Raw genomic sequence first — 15224 nt, 5'->3', positions numbered from 1 at the left:
TATGAAATTCAAAATACTTAGCTTTTTTTTATATTTTTTTCTGATATATCCCGTTAAAGCGCAGTTTCATCAGGATTTTCAGAAAGGCATAGATTATTTAAAAACGTCTAAAATTGACAGTGCTCTATACTTTTTTAAGAAGATTGAGAAACAGGTAACATCTTCTGATGATTCCATTAAAGGTATTTACAAACTGAATTTAGGTAAAGTTCTGAAATTAAAGCAAGATTACCCGGAGGCATTAAAACTTTATGAGGAAGCCGAATCCATTTTCAATACGATAAAATTATACGATCGCTTAGCGGAAACATATCTCAATATAGGCGAGTTTTACAGGGCTAAATATGATTTTGACTTATCTTTAGAATACCTTAATGAGGCTAAAGAAATTATAGACAAACATCACGTTTCACGCGAAACAGAAGCGTATTACTGGAGCCGAAGAGCTGCTCTTTATATAGAGAAAGAATACGATTGTCATAACTCTATAAAATGTTCACAAAAAGTCTTAGAATTATTTAAAGGAGAAGGTGCTAATGCTTTAGTGGCTTCAGCTTTTAATGAAATAGGGTATGCCTATAAAAATCTGAATAAAGATGTCCTTGCCGAAGAGTACTATAAAGAAGCTTTACAGCAATTTAGAAAAATTAACGACGAATTATACGAAGCTAATGTGTTAATTAATATCATTAGATTGTATGAAAAGAAAGGACGTATACAAAAGGCAAAGTCTTTTATTGACAGAGGTTTAGAGATTTCCCGTAAAAAACAATACAATATTTACCTTCAGGATTTTAAATTTTTAGAAGCCGGATATTTTAAAGTAACCGGGAATTATAAAAAGGCGCTCGATTCTTATGAGGTTTTCCGTGAATTAGAAAAAGCAGAGTTTATCAGTAAATGGAATAAGCAGATCATTGAGGCAGAGCGGAAATATGAATTAGAAAAGAAAAATTCGGAGCTTGAGATTAAAGAGTTGAATTTAAAAAATCAGGCTAATGAACTAAAAAGTTCCCGAGTTAATTTTTTTATTGCGGTAGGAATACTTTTTTCTTTAATTATTTTGACATTAATAGTTTTGTTTTTTTTCAGGAAAACTCAAAAGAACAATAAAGTGCTTGAAAAACTATCAAAAGAAAATGAATTCCTTTTAAGCGAAACTAATCATAGAATTAATAATAACCTACAGTTGATTACAATCTTAATTTCTGATGAGCTCAGAAAAGCCAACGCTGAATCTGAAAATATTCCGATAAAAAAAATATTAGCAAAAGTAGAGACTATAGCTATTCTTCACAGACATTTATACCAATCAGCAGATAAAAGGCAGGTAGACATACATGAATATCTGAATGAAATTAAATCCGTTTATGGTGAAGTTTTCGAAGAAAGGAATATAACTATAGATTTAAAAATTGATTCTGTTTTATTGAGTTCAGATACTACCATGTTCATAGGCTTGTTGGTTACAGAACTGATAATAAATTCCATAAAGCATGCTTATACTCGTGAACAGGAGAAGGCAATTTTGATTTCTGTTTTAAGAGAGAAAGATTTCATTCATTTTTTGTACCATGACAATGGCGAAAAACCTAAAACAAAGGAAATAGATCCTAAATTAGTGGCACAGTTGTGTTTGCAATTAGACGTAGAATACAAAATTGATGTAACAAAAGGATTCAAAATAACATTTTCAAAAAAGATTGCATAAATGGTAAAGATACTGATAGTTGAAGATCAAGTGTTGATTGCAAATCACATAAAGAATATCTTAAATGAAAATAATTACACCCAAATCGATATTGCGTATAAAATTAATCAGGCAATTGAAAAACTAAATTCTTTTAAACCGGATGTTGTTCTGTTAGATATCAATGTCGAGGGTAGAGATACGGGAATTGACTGGGCCAAACAACATGTAAAAGAAGCAAAAATTATTTTCATTACAGGGCAATCGGAACTTTCTACTTTGCAAAAGGCATTAGAAGTTAATCCTGTGTCTTATTTAACAAAACCCGTAAGGACAATTGATCTGTTAGCAGCACTTCAATTAGTTGTGATCAATAATAAATCGAATTATGTTGTTATAAGAGACGGACACAATGAAATTAAATTGAATACTGATCAAATACTATTTGTAAAGAGTGATAAAAATTATATTGACATTCAAACCCCGGGAAAAAAGTATACTGTAAGAAATACATTAGATAATTTTTATAAAGATTTAGACCCTGCTATTTTTTGCAAAATTCATCGTTCCTATATTGCTAATGTATCAAAAATAGCACAAAAAAAATCAAATGCAGTAATTATTGACAAATATGAATTACCGCTTTCCAGGAACTGTGATCTGATCTTTTAATTCGTCCACAAACTTTTGCAGTTCGTCCCAATAAACTTTTAAATAGTTAATAGCAAATTACTTTTGCCATAGAATTTTAAATTTAATTTTATGAAACAAAAGTATTTTTATTCTTTTTTATTATTCTGTTTATCGGTTATTGCTTTTAGCCAAACATTAGATCAATCTAATGCCCCTTCAGATAACGGAGGAGGAAGTTTTACCGTTTCTTCAACACAGAATGTAGGACAGTCATTTGTAGCCGGTATGACCGGAGATATGACGCAAGTGAATCTTAGAGTTGGAAATTGGGGATCAGTTTTTAGTGCCGGAGATTTTCAATTGAGAATCTTTGATGGAAACGGATATGGAGGTACAGTATTGAACACTACGAGTTTTACTATTACAAATCCGCCAGTTACCAATGGTTATGAAGAGTTAAGTGTTGTTCTTTCTTCTAGTGTAGCTATTGTTAGCGGTAATAGTTATACCATAGATTTTAGAGGGATAACAGGTTCTGTTTCTACTCATGGTACAGGAGCAAATTATGCTAACGGAGGGTTGTATTTTAGTGACGGAAACACAATCTTGTACGATTCGTATGATTTATGGTTTAAAACATTTCTTACGGTTCCTACACCGGCAACACATTTAAATTTTGACGGAGTTAATGATTATGTAAACTTAGGAACTTCAATCTCTACTGCTTTAAATGGAGCAACTGCTTTAACATTTGAAGCATGGATTAATCCATCAGTTTTAAATGGGTGGAATAATATTATTACAGATTATGATGGAGCTTATCATAAAGTATTATTACGTGTAAGAAATAACAACAACATTCAATTTGTTTTAAATGGTACTTTTTTAAATTCTCCTTTTAGTGTTCCCTTAAATACATGGACTCATATTGCTGCAGTTTATGATGGAGCAAATATGTATGTTTATGCAAATGGAACTTTAATCGCTTCTCAAGCTGCTTCTGTAAGTTTACCAACCACTTCAAATCAATTTAACATTGGTAATAGAATTAGTGGTTCAGAGCTTTTCACAGGAAATATTGATGAAGTTCGCGTTTGGACTACTGCAAGAACAGTTGAACAAATTAATGGCTCTATGAACTGTGAATTACAAGGAACAGAATCAGGCTTAGTAGCTTATTACCAATTCAATCAAGGAATAGATCAGGCAGACAATACAAGTGTTACTACTCTAACGGATGCCACTTCAAATGGATATGACGGAACATTGACTAATTTTGCTTTAACAGGTTCAACTTCAAATTGGTTAGCAGGTTCTGCGGTAACAACCGGATCTACAGTTCCTGTTGCTCCTACCGTTTCAACACCAGTGGTTTACAATCAAGGAGCTACCGCTACCGCTTTAACAGCAACTTCTGGCGAAACAGGCTTACTATGGTATACAACTGCTACAGGTGGAACAAGCAGTACTACTGCACCGACTCCTGATACTTCAGTTGCAGGTTCTACATCATATTGGGTTTCTTCAACCAATGCAAATGGTTGTGAAAGTGAAAGAGCCGAAATTGTAGTTACTGTCAATGCGGCTGCGACACATTTAAATTTTGACGGAGCTAATGATATTGTTAATTTAGGAACATCGTTAACTACTTATTTTACAGGTAAAACGGCAACAACAGTAGAAGCTTGGGTTAGACCGGAAACAAATTCAGGTTTAGGAGTGATTGCTGGTAATTATGATTACCCAACATCAGGACTTGGTTTACAAATGTTATTGAGAAGAGATAATAACGGTTATTCTTTCTGGATAAACGGAGGTACAGGATATTCATCAGTAGTAGCTTCCAATGCTGTGGTGTTAAATACCTGGCAACATGTTGCAGGTGTTTGGGATGGTGCAACGATGAAAATTTATGTAGATGGTGTTCTAATTAATTCAGCAGCAAAAACCGGAGCAATGCCTTCAATAACATCGACTTTTGTTATCGGTGGAAATGCACAAACTGTTCCTGAAATGTTTAAAGGAGATATAGATGAGGTTCGTATTTGGGATATTGCTTTGGCAGATTCTGATATTTTAGCTACTAAAGATTGTGAGTTAGAAAATGGGCAAAATAATATTATAGCATATTATAAATTCAATCAAGGGTTTGAAAATGCTGATAATTCCGGTGTTACAAGTTTAACCGACAGTTCCGGAAATAATTATAACGGAACTCTTAATAATTTTGCTTTAACAGGATCTACTTCAAACTGGAAAATAGGTTCTCAAGTAACAACGGGTAATGTTTGTCCTCTTGTATTAAGCAGTACTGCTTTTAATACGAACAAGTTTTTGATGTATCCTAATCCGACAAAAGGAATTTTTACGGTTAGAACGGAAGAAAATGTGACGATTGAAGTTTATGATATTGTTGGAAAAGTTGTTAAAAAGCAAAAGATAGTATCTGGAGAAGCAAATGTTGACATCACAGCTCTGAATTCAGGAATTTATATTGTTAAAACTATTGATTCAGAAAATAATTTTGAAATCTTCAAATTAATTAAAGAATAACAATTTAAATTTTATAGTAGAAAAAGCTCTCATTTTTGAGAGCTTTTTTAGTAATAGTAGCTTCAGTAAGTTTCAATAATAATAATTAATCAATCAAATAATGAGGATTAATTCTAAATAATGTACAAAATATAAGTGAAAATCTTTATTTTAGCTCAATGAGAAGCCCTTTTTTTTCTTTTCTTTTTTTATTGATAGGTTTTCCGAATAGCTTTTTGTGGGGACAAGTTAACGCCGTTGATAGTTTGGAAAGGGAGTTAAAACACATCACAGATTCAAAATCATCATCTGAAACTTCTGTTGATACATTACAAGTTCAAATTTTACTTTCTCTTTCAGAAGAGTTAGACGAAACAAAAACGGATGATGCTATTCTTTATGCTAAAAGAGCTTTAGAAAAAGCCATCAAATTAAAATTCCCGGAAAAGATACTGGAAGCAAGCTTTCTCTTAGGTAAAATTTATAACAATACCAGTGATTTTGACCTTTCAGAAACCTATCTGAAAAAAGCATTGGCTATAGCCAACGATCAAAAAGATTATATCTATATCGGAGATTGTCATTTCTATATGGCCAGAGCAAACTTAATCCGAAATAATTTTCCGGAGTCCATAAAACACTTGAATTGGGCCTTACAGGCATACGAAAAGATCAATGATAAAGTTAAAATAGCCAGAGTGTTCAATAGCAAAGCTATTTTATATGGAAAGCAAAGCCGTCATGATCAAGAGCTTGAATATTATAATAAAGCATTACATTCTTTAGACGGACTGGAATCAAAGGATGCAGAATGGCTCAAGCATATTATCTCTACCAATTTAGCCTATAATCATTTAGACAATAAAGAGTACAAAAAGGCTTTATCAATTTTTCTGGATTCATATCTAAAATTAAAAGAGGAACAGTCAAATCATTCAGCCGGAAGTGCCCGTGGGGTAGGAGCTTCCTATTTGAAATTGAACCAACTTGAAAAGGCACTGGAATATTTTAATATAGCATTAGAAATCTATAAAAAGACAGGCAACAAGTCTGGCTTAGGAGATATAAACAGAGAAATAGGATATGTATACTTTCTGGAGAAGAATTATAAGCAGGCCGAACAATATACTTTAGAAGGGTTAAAATATTCGACACAAATAGGAGAGTTAGAATCTATCAAATTCTGTCATGAGAATTTGGCTAGAATTTATAATGAGTCAGCAAAATACAAACTGGCTTATGAGAATGAATTATTATATAAAAAGTATAGTGACTCTATGTTCAATATAGAGATCAATAACAGGGTTTATGAATTGCAAAAGCAATATGAGTTTGAAAAGGAAAAAGAACTATTAGCACAGGAGCAACTTCAAAAAGAAAAAGCAAGCAAGGTCAGAGCTGAAAAACAGCAAATGTTGATCTATATTATTGTTATAAGCCTTATTGTGTTGAGTGTCTTAACTGCTGCTATATATTATAATTTAAAAGAGAATAAAAAACAGCGAAAAATTGTAGAAGCCCAAAAAGAAATGATCCAACGATCCCTATATGAAAAGGAAACCCTTTTACGGGAAATACACCATCGGGTGAAGAACAACCTTCAGATCATTTCCAGTTTGCTCAATATGCAGTCAAAAGATGTAAAGAATGACGATATTTTATATCTTTTAAAGGAAGGACAAAACAGGATACAGGCGATGAGTCTTATCCATCAAAAGCTTTACCAGTCAGAAGATATAGATAAGGTTGATATTGAAAACTATGTAAAAGATCTTACGACATTCTTATCGCAAATGTATATCGGAGATTCAAAAAGAATAACGGTAAATATTTATGCCCATAAATGTAAATTTGATTTTGAAACTGCCGTTCCGCTTGGGTTGGTCATAAATGAGCTGGTCTCTAATGCTTACAAGCATGCGTTTATTGACCAGTCGCAAGGAACTATAAAAATTGAGATTGAGTCATTAGGAGATTTAGATTATGAACTCAAAGTCAGTAACAACGGTATCCCATTACCGGAAGACTTTTCGATGGAAAATCAAAAGTCACTGGGATTAAAAATAGTTTCTATTTTAAGCCGCCAGTTAAGAGGAAGCTTTGAAATAAAAAAAGAAGGAAAATTCACTACCTTTATAGTGATGTTTAAGAATTTAAAATTATATAAGAAGAGGAATGATTAAAGTTTTAATTGTTGAAGACGAATTGATCATAGCTGAAGATATTAAAACAATATTGCAGGAGCAACACTATAATGTAGTGGGGATAGCTATGGATTATAAAGAAGCGATTAAAATTTTAAACGAAAATGAAAAACCGGATCTGGTGCTACTTGATGTCAATTTAAATGAGACCAAAGACGGAGTCGATCTGGCTCATTATATTAACGAAAACTATAAGATACCATTCATTTTCGCAACGTCTTATTCAGATAGTCAAACTTTAGAAAGAGCTAAAAAGGCAAATCCCGTTAATTATCTGGTAAAGCCTTTTAAAAAAGAACAATTGTTATCAACCATTGAGATTTCCTGGCATAAGATTAATAATGAAAAGCCTAAGCCTGAGGGAAGTTCAGAAAGTAATACAGATGTAGTAGTTAAAGATGCGATCTTTTTAAAAGATAAATCAAGATATACTAAAGTAGAACTGGAGGATATCTTATGGATCAAATCAGATGGTAATTACTTGGAAATAAAAACAAAGAAAAAAGAAGAGCTAATCAGAGCATCGTTGTCAGGTTTCATAGAAAAATTAAACAGCGATCAGTTCTTCAGAACCCACAAGTCTTATATTGTAAATTTAAAGAATATCACAAATATAGAGACTAGCTTTGTTCTTATCGGAGACACTAAAATCCCTCTTTCGAAGAACTATTATGATGATTTGGTAAAAAAACTGAATATCATTTAAAAACAAAATCACAGCATATAGTTGTTTGATAACAAATAGACAGGACTTCAGAACATTTTTTTTGAAAAGCAATAAAAATATCGTCACTTTATGGTATACTTATTGAGTAGTAGAAAAAAATTACGTGATGATTGACCTTTTTAAAAAACACATCGGTGAGAATTTCGTGTTGCTATTAAAGGCAGTAGGTCTGGTACTGCTTTTAGCACTCATACTACTTTATTTTTATTTGGTTTTCAGATATGTACTCATATAAAAAGGGAAGCCATTGCTATTAACCATAACCCTTTTTAGACAACAAGGCCCCACAAATTTATACGTGGGGTTTTGTTTAGCAATGTGTTATAGATTAACTAAATAATCTTAGTTTTTATTTTTTTATAACATTTTTTCGGTATATAATTAAATTTTTTAAGAAATAAGTGTTGGTTTTTTGTGAAAAAGTATATATTTGAAACATAAAACTATAAAAAATGTCTTGTCCAAAATGTGGTAGAAGAAAAAGGAACAAGAATTCTATTAAAGATTTTATTCCTACATTAAATTATTTTAAGTGCTTTAATTGTAGAAAGAGGTTTATTTGGTTATCAATGATGAATAAAATGTATTTTCTGCAAAAAGCCTCATTATTAAAATAATTTAAAAAAGAAAAACCCGCATGCTGCGGGTTTTTGTATTATTCTAAATCAACTAATTTTTTGAGTACAGTAAAAACCCCATTATGATCATTGCTATCAGTAATGTAAGAGGCTATTTTCTTTAATTCCGGATGCGCGTTCTGCATAGCAACAGCAGTGCCTGCTTGTTCGAACATTTCAAGATCGTTTAAGTAATCCCCGAAAACTAAAGTTTCATCCTTAGTAATATGGTTCTGCTTTTGAATAAATTCAATGGCATTACCCTTATTCACTTGCAACTGCATAATATCAACCCAGTACTCTCCTGAGATCTTTACTTGTAGTACCTCTTTAAAATCTTCAAAGTAAGGGTAAATATGTTTTTCAGCCCCATTCGGATTGTATAAAGCGATTTTAAAATAATGGTCATTCGGATCGCTCAACAGATCATGAACTAATGAGTATTTGTTGTAGAACTCTTTAAAATAATTTACAAATTGCTCGCTATCCTGTTCTATATAAGCTCCGTTTTTTCCGCAAAGAACAATATAAGTATCAGGGGTCTTTCGGGCATGTTCAATAACATTTTGTAATAAAGAGATATTGATTGCTTTAACTAAGATCTCAGTTCCGTTCTTTTTAACAAAAGAGCCGTTTTCAGCAATGATAGTCAGTTCATTTAAAATAGGTTTGAATTTATCAGCAATGCTGAAATATTGTCTTCCGCTTGCAGCGATGAACTGAATGTTTTTAGTTCTTAGTTTTTCATATATTTCAAAAAAAGACGGATCAAGTTCGTGTTTAGAATTGAGTAATGTTCCGTCCATGTCAGAGACGATTAATTTGATCTTAGATAATTCCATAGGAGTTTCTATTGGGAAAATAAAAATCCCGCTAAAAAAGCGGGATTTTCTATATAAGTAAGATAAGGTTTGACAAACGTTTTATTATTTAACTTGATTTACAATAGCAGCAAAAGCTTCAGGGTGATTCATTGCTAAGTCAGCTAAAACTTTACGGTTTAGCTCAATGTTATTAGCTTTTACTTTACCCATAAATTGAGAATAGCTCATACCGTGTAATCTTGCAGCAGCGTTAATACGCATAATCCACAATGCACGGAAGTTTCTCTTTTTTTGCTTTCTGTCGCGGTAAGCATATTGCATTGCTTTTTCTACCGCGTTTTTAGCTACTGTCCAAACGTTTTTACGTCTTCCAAAGTATCCTTTGGCTTGCTTCAATACTTTTTTTCTTCTAGCTCTTGAAGCTACATGATTTACTGATCTAGGCATAATTTTTAATTTTTTTGTAGTAAGGCGGTCATTGTTTTGACACTTCTGAATCCTGATTTATCAGGACGGCCCACTCCAGGGTTACTAAATAAATTTTTTAAACCGAGATTAGATTATACTAATCTTAATTGTTCTTTCACACTTCTTTCGTCAGCTTTGTGAACTAAAGTCGAGTGAGTTAAAGCTAATTTACGCTTTTTAGTTTTTTTAGTCAAAATGTGACTTTTAAAAGCATGCTTTCTTTTAATCTTTCCAGAACCTGTGATAACGAAACGTTTTTTAGCTCCGGATTTAGTTTTCATTTTAGGCATTTTCTTCCTTAATATTAAATTATCTTACTTACATTATCTTTAGCAGTTACCTGCAATATCTCAAATGAGATTATTTCTTTTTCTTAGGAGCAATATACATGATCATACGTTTTCCTTCTAAAACAGGCATGTTTTCAACTTTGCCATATTCCTCAAGGTCTTGAGCTAAACGCAACAATAAGATCTGTCCTTGCTCTTTATATATAATGGATCGTCCTTTAAAGAAAACAAACGCTTTTAGTTTTGCACCGTCACTTAAAAATTTAATAGCATTCTTCTTTTTAAATTCATAATCGTGCTCATCAGTCTGAGGACCGAAACGTATTTCTTTAACAACGATCTGGGTAGATTTTGCCTTAAGCTCTTTTTCACGCTTCTTTTGTTGGTACAAAAATTTACCGTAATCCATTATCTTACATACAGGAGGTGCAGCATTGGGTGAAATTTCAACCAAGTCTAATTCCTGTTCGTTAGCCATTCGTAAAGCTTCGGCTGTTTTATAGATACCGTTTTCTATATTATCACCTACTAAACGAATTTCAGGCACACGAATATTTTCATTAATTCGGTGTGCATCTTTTTTTTCTTCTCTGGGGTTAAAACCTCTTCTGTTGTTTCTAATTGCTATGGCTCTAAAATTTTAAATTAAACTTAAAATTGTTTTAATGTCTTGTCGATTTCTTCTTGGACCAGTTTAGCAAATTCCTCAATTGTCATAGACTGATTTGATTTGCCGGAGTCACCGTGGCGTCGTACCGAAATAGTTCCATTCTTTTCTTCTTCCTCACCTACGATCAACATGAATGGGAACTTTTGAACTTCAGCTTCTCTGATTTTCTTACCAATAGTTTCGTTTCTATTGTCAATTTGGGCGCGAATTTCGTGATTTTCTAGCAAATTTAAAACTTTTTGAGCATATTTTTCATATTTCTCGCTCAAAGACAGTATTATAGCTTGCTCCGGCATTAGCCAAATAGGGAAATTACCCGCAGTATGTTCCAATAAAATAGCTACAAAGCGCTCCATACTGCCGAAAGGAGCACGATGGATCATTACAGGTCTGTGTAATTCATTGTCGCTTCCTTTATAAGTCAGGTCAAAACGTTCCGGTAAATTATAATCAACCTGAATGGTTCCTAACTGCCAACTTCTTCCCAGTGCATCTTTGACCATGAAATCAAGTTTCGGACCGTAAAAAGCAGCTTCACCCGATTCGATCACATAATTTAATCCTTTGTCTTTTGCTGCACTGATAATAGCATTTTCTGCTTTTTCCCAATTTTCAACGCTACCTATATATTTATCAGGATTGCTTAAGTCTCTAACTGAAACCTGAGCTGTGAAGTTTTCAAAACCTAATGAACCGAATACATATAATACAAGATCAATTACATTTTTAAACTCAGCGTCTAACTGATCCGGAGTACAGAAAATGTGTGCATCATCTTGAGTAAAACCTCTTACGCGAGTCAAACCATGTAATTCTCCGGATTGCTCATATCTATATACGGTACCGAATTCAGCATAACGTTTTGGTAAATCTTTATAAGACCAAGGTTTTGCATTGTAAATCTCACAGTGGTGAGGGCAGTTCATTGGTTTTAATAAAAATTCTTCTCCTTCGGCTGGCGTATGAATTGGTTGAAAACTATCAGCACCATATTTAGCATAGTGACCGGAAGTTACATACAGTTCTTTTTGACCGATATGAGGAGTTACAACTTGCTCGTACCCGGCTTTTTTCTGTGCTTTTTTTAAAAATTGTTCCAAACGATCACGTAAAGCGGCACCTTTAGGTAACCATAAAGGTAAACCTTGACCCACTTTTTGAGAAAAATGAAATAGTTCCAATTCTTTTCCTAACTTTCTGTGATCTCTCTTTTTTGCTTCTTCAAGCATTTGAAGATACTCTGTAAGATCTTTTTGTTTAGGGAATGAAATACCGTAAACGCGTGTTAATTGCTTGTTTTTTTCATCTCCTCTCCAGTAAGCACCTGCCACAGACAAAATTTTCATGGCTTTAATAATTCCAGTATTAGGAATATGACCACCACGACATAGATCTGTAAATGTGGAGTGATCACAAAATGTTATAGTGCCGTCTTCCAGATTTTCAATTAACTCTGTTTTGTATTCGTTGCCTTTATAAAAAGCTAACGCTTCAGCTTTTGTTGCGGAGCGCATTTTGAAATTGTGCTTTTCACGAGAAATTTCTAAAACCCGGTCTTCGATCTTTTTAAAATCAGCATCAGTGATTTTATGTTCGCCAAAATCTACATCATAGTAAAAACCATTGTCGATTGCTGGTCCGATAGTTAATTTAATACCCGGATATAATTCTTCTAATGCTTGGGCCATTACGTGAGAAGTAGAATGCCAAAAAGCTTTTTTGCCTTCAGAATCATTCCATGTATATAATATAAGAGAACCATCGGTGGTCAATGGAGTAGTGGTTTCAATCGTTTTTCCATCAAACGAGGCAGAAATAACATTTCTGGCTAAACCTTCGCTTATACTCAAAGCTACATCCATCGGTGTTGCACCTTGTGTAAACTCTTTAACCGAACCGTCAGGTAAAGTAATCTTAATCATCATATAAAATTTAAAGTTGCAAATATATAACATTAGATAGTCAGATACATATAATAAGTGTAATTTTCTATGTACAGAAATGTTCTTCCTTTCTTTTTTAATAACTATATATGGCATGGAAAAGAGATTTTATAGCAAAATAACAGGAAAGTAAGAATAGATAATGTAATTGTTATATATAAAGAGTGCAAGGGGGGGATTTGATTTAGCACTTCCTTTTTGTTATAGATTAACAAGGGTTAAAAAAAAGTTTTTTTTGTAAGTTATTGTGTTTCAGGGTTAGTAAAAAAAACTTTAAAAAAAAGGCATAAAAAAGTTTGCGAGAATGGAAAAAGCTACTACTTTTGCACCCGCAAATCAGCCGAGATATGTTTTTAAATAAAGCGATTTAGGGAGGTTTGAGAGGTTCATAGAAAGGGTGTTAAAACGGGAAAAATATTTTGAAAAAAACTTGAAAAAATATTTGGATTGTAAAGGATAAACACAGTATCTTTGCCCTCCGCAAGATGAGAGTTCTTTGGAAGCGTTAAGGTTTTAATTTTAACGAAAAAATACTGAAAAAACGAGTTTTAAAATTTTTGAAAAAAAAATTAAAAAAAAGCTTGCCAGTTAAAAAAGAAGTTGTACTTTTGCACCCGCTAAACGAAAGAATAGCGAGAATAAAAAAGAAGACACGTTCATAGACATATTGAATTGACAGCATACAAAAAAGAGAGTAAGGCGAATTAATTAGACGAATGACCAAGTATCGTACGAAATTAAAAATACTACGATGAAGAGTTTGATCCTGGCTCAGGATGAACGCTAGCGGCAGGCCTAACACATGCAAGTCGAGGGTAGAGTTAGCTTGCTAACTTGAGACCGGCGCACGGGTGCGTAACGCGTATGCAATCTACCTTGTACAGGGGATAGCCCAGAGAAATTTGGATTAATACCTCATGGTATTTTAGAGTGGCATCACTTTATTATTAAAGATTTATCGGTACAAGATGAGCATGCGTCCCATTAGTTAGTTGGTGTGGTAACGGCACACCAAGACGATGATGGGTAGGGGTCCTGAGAGGGAGGTCCCCCACACTGGTACTGAGACACGGACCAGACTCCTACGGGAGGCAGCAGTGAGGAATATTGGGCAATGGAGGCAACTCTGACCCAGCCATGCCGCGTGCAGGAAGACGGCCCTATGGGTTGTAAACTGCTTTTGTACGGGAAGAAACACTGGTATGTATACCGGCTTGACGGTACCGTAAGAATAAGCATCGGCTAACTCCGTGCCAGCAGCCGCGGTAATACGGAGGATGCGAGCGTTATCCGGAATCATTGGGTTTAAAGGGTCCGTAGGCGGCCTTATAAGTCAGTGGTGAAATCTTCTGGCTCAACCAGAAAACTGCCATTGATACTGTAAGGCTTGAATATTTGTGAAGTAACTAGAATATGTAGTGTAGCGGTGAAATGCTTAGATATTACATGGAATACCAATTGCGAAGGCAGGTTACTAACAAATGATTGACGCTGATGGACGAAAGCGTGGGGAGCGAACAGGATTAGATACCCTGGTAGTCCACGCCGTAAACGATGGATACTAGCTGTTCGGATGCAAATCTGAGTGGCTAAGCGAAAGTGATAAGTATCCCACCTGGGGAGTACGCACGCAAGTGTGAAACTCAAAGGAATTGACGGGGGCCCGCACAAGCGGTGGAGCATGTGGTTTAATTCGATGATACGCGAGGAACCTTACCAGGGCTTAAATGGGAGACGACAGTTTAGGAAACTAGACTTTCTTCGGACGTCTTTCAAGGTGCTGCATGGTTGTCGTCAGCTCGTGCCGTGAGGTGTCAGGTTAAGTCCTATAACGAGCGCAACCCCTATCGTTAGTTGCCAGCGAGTAATGTCGGGAACTCTAGCGAGACTGCCGGTGCAAACCGAGAGGAAGGTGGGGATGACGTCAAATCATCACGGCCCTTACGTCCTGGGCCACACACGTGCTACAATGGCCGGTACAGAGAGCAGCCACTTAGCGATAAGGAGCGAATCTATAAAACCGGTCTCAGTTCGGATTGGAGTCTGCAACTCGACTCTATGAAGCTGGAATCGCTAGTAATCGGATATCAGCCATGATCCGGTGAATACGTTCCCGGGCCTTGTACACACCGCCCGTCAAGCCATGGAAGCTGGGGGTACCTGAAGTCGGTGACCGTAAGGAGCTGCCTAGGGTAAAACTAGTAACTGGGGCTAAGTCGTAACAAGGTAGCCGTACCGGAAGGTGCGGCTGGAACACCTCCTTTCTAGAGAAATCGATACGGTTTATTCGAGATGAGTTTTACTCTCGCTGTTAGTTCAAAAATTAAAGCTAAAAATACAGAGTCTCGTAGCTCAGCTGGTTAGAGTACTACACTGATAATGTAGGGGTCGGCAGTTCGAGTCTGCCCGGGACTACTAATTTTAGTTTTAAAAAAAGAGGAAATTCTAGGTGTTGGCTAACCGTTTAAAGTTACTGTTAACTGTAGACTGTTAACTGATCACTGAGACGGGGATTAGCTCAGCTGGCTAGAGCGCCTGCCTTGCACGCAGGAGGTCATCGGTTCGACTCCGATATTCTCCACGAGATCGAGAGATCAAAAGTTCATTGACATATTGAGATACTAAA

10 protein-coding genes, 2 tRNA genes and 1 rRNA gene are annotated in these 15224 nt (G+C 34.8%); 8 read left to right on the top strand and 5 right to left on the bottom strand.

Going from position 1 to position 15224, the window contains the following annotated elements; genetic code table 11:
* Position 1: 1 nt before the first annotated feature.
* The 5 genes from DI487_RS02165 (at position 2) to DI487_RS02145 (ending at position 7765) form a co-directional block, all read left to right on the top strand.
* On the top strand, positions 2–1711 hold the full coding sequence (locus DI487_RS02165; RefSeq protein WP_170108159.1) for a tetratricopeptide repeat protein: 1710 nt from the start codon (positions 2–4) through the stop codon (positions 1709–1711).
* Positions 1712–2362 carry a LytR/AlgR family response regulator transcription factor gene (locus tag DI487_RS02160; RefSeq protein ID WP_109568199.1) on the top strand — a complete coding sequence of 217 codons (651 nt, stop codon included), beginning with the start codon at positions 1712–1714 and terminating at the stop codon, positions 2360–2362.
* A 90-nt stretch (positions 2363–2452) separates the two neighbouring features.
* Positions 2453–4876 (top strand): LamG-like jellyroll fold domain-containing protein, encoded by a 2424-nt coding sequence (locus DI487_RS02155; protein WP_109568198.1) that lies wholly within the window; start codon positions 2453–2455, stop codon positions 4874–4876.
* A gap of 158 nt (positions 4877–5034) precedes the next feature.
* Positions 5035–7038 carry a tetratricopeptide repeat-containing sensor histidine kinase gene (locus DI487_RS02150; protein WP_109568197.1) on the top strand — a complete coding sequence of 668 codons (2004 nt, stop codon included), beginning with the start codon at positions 5035–5037 and terminating at the stop codon, positions 7036–7038.
* Positions 7031–7765, top strand: a complete 735-nt coding sequence (locus DI487_RS02145) for a LytR/AlgR family response regulator transcription factor (protein ID WP_109568196.1) — start codon at positions 7031–7033, stop codon at positions 7763–7765. Before DI487_RS02150 ends, DI487_RS02145 begins: the two co-directional genes overlap by 8 nt.
* 676 nt (positions 7766–8441) lie before the next feature.
* On the opposite strand, the gene DI487_RS02140 is transcribed toward DI487_RS02145, so the two are convergent.
* The 5 genes from DI487_RS02140 to thrS all read right to left on the bottom strand — a co-directional run bounded on the left by DI487_RS02140 (position 8442) and on the right by thrS (position 12577).
* Entirely contained in the window at positions 8442–9245 is an 804-nt protein-coding gene (locus tag DI487_RS02140; RefSeq protein ID WP_109568195.1) for an HAD family hydrolase, read from the bottom strand.
* Between the two features lie 84 nt (positions 9246–9329).
* Positions 9330–9674, bottom strand: coding sequence for a 50S ribosomal protein L20 (gene rplT / locus DI487_RS02135; protein ID WP_109568194.1), 345 nt, complete (start codon positions 9672–9674; stop codon positions 9330–9332).
* 113 nt (positions 9675–9787) lie between these two features.
* Entirely contained in the window at positions 9788–9985 is a 198-nt protein-coding gene (gene rpmI / locus DI487_RS02130; RefSeq protein ID WP_109568193.1) for a 50S ribosomal protein L35, read from the bottom strand.
* Between the two features lie 70 nt (positions 9986–10055).
* Positions 10056–10607 carry a translation initiation factor IF-3 gene (infC, locus tag DI487_RS02125; RefSeq protein WP_109568192.1) on the bottom strand — a complete coding sequence of 184 codons (552 nt, stop codon included), beginning with the start codon at positions 10605–10607 and terminating at the stop codon, positions 10056–10058.
* Positions 10608–10636: 29 nt separating this feature from the next.
* Complete coding sequence (gene thrS, locus DI487_RS02120) at positions 10637–12577, bottom strand: threonine--tRNA ligase (RefSeq protein ID WP_109570577.1); 1941 nt, start codon at positions 12575–12577, stop codon at positions 10637–10639.
* 769 nt (positions 12578–13346) lie between these two features.
* Between thrS and DI487_RS02115 the strand changes: the two genes are divergently transcribed.
* From DI487_RS02115 to DI487_RS02105, 3 genes are all read left to right on the top strand, one after another.
* Positions 13347–14862 (top strand): 16S ribosomal RNA (locus tag DI487_RS02115).
* Positions 14863–14939: 77 nt separating this feature from the next.
* Positions 14940–15013 (top strand) — tRNA-Ile (locus tag DI487_RS02110).
* A 93-nt stretch (positions 15014–15106) separates the two neighbouring features.
* A tRNA-Ala gene (locus DI487_RS02105) sits at positions 15107–15179 on the top strand.
* The last annotated feature ends 45 nt before the right edge of the window (positions 15180–15224 follow it).

This window comes from Flavobacterium sediminis (genome assembly GCF_003148385.1).
GTDB lineage: Bacteria > Bacteroidota > Bacteroidia > Flavobacteriales > Flavobacteriaceae > Flavobacterium > Flavobacterium sediminis.
Note: the sequence above shows the minus strand (reverse complement) of the source record. Positions and strands in the feature narration are given on the sequence as shown.

Bases quoted from the DNA above. Each gene is read 5' to 3' on its own strand.
- DI487_RS02165 (WP_170108159.1), top strand. From the start codon at position 2: ATGAAATTCAAAATACTTAGCTTTTTTTTATATTTTTTTCTGATATAT.
- DI487_RS02160 (WP_109568199.1), top strand. From the start codon at position 1,712: ATGGTAAAGATACTGATAGTTGAAGATCAAGTGTTGATTGCAAATCAC.
- DI487_RS02155 (WP_109568198.1), top strand. From the start codon at position 2,453: ATGAAACAAAAGTATTTTTATTCTTTTTTATTATTCTGTTTATCGGTT.
- DI487_RS02150 (WP_109568197.1), top strand. From the start codon at position 5,035: ATGAGAAGCCCTTTTTTTTCTTTTCTTTTTTTATTGATAGGTTTTCCG.
- DI487_RS02145 (WP_109568196.1), top strand. From the start codon at position 7,031: ATGATTAAAGTTTTAATTGTTGAAGACGAATTGATCATAGCTGAAGAT.
- DI487_RS02140 (WP_109568195.1), bottom strand. From the start codon at position 9,245: ATGGAATTATCTAAGATCAAATTAATCGTCTCTGACATGGACGGAACA.
- rplT (WP_109568194.1), bottom strand. From the start codon at position 9,674: ATGCCTAGATCAGTAAATCATGTAGCTTCAAGAGCTAGAAGAAAAAAA.
- rpmI (WP_109568193.1), bottom strand. From the start codon at position 9,985: ATGCCTAAAATGAAAACTAAATCCGGAGCTAAAAAACGTTTCGTTATC.
- thrS (WP_109570577.1), bottom strand. From the start codon at position 12,577: ATGATTAAGATTACTTTACCTGACGGTTCGGTTAAAGAGTTTACACAA.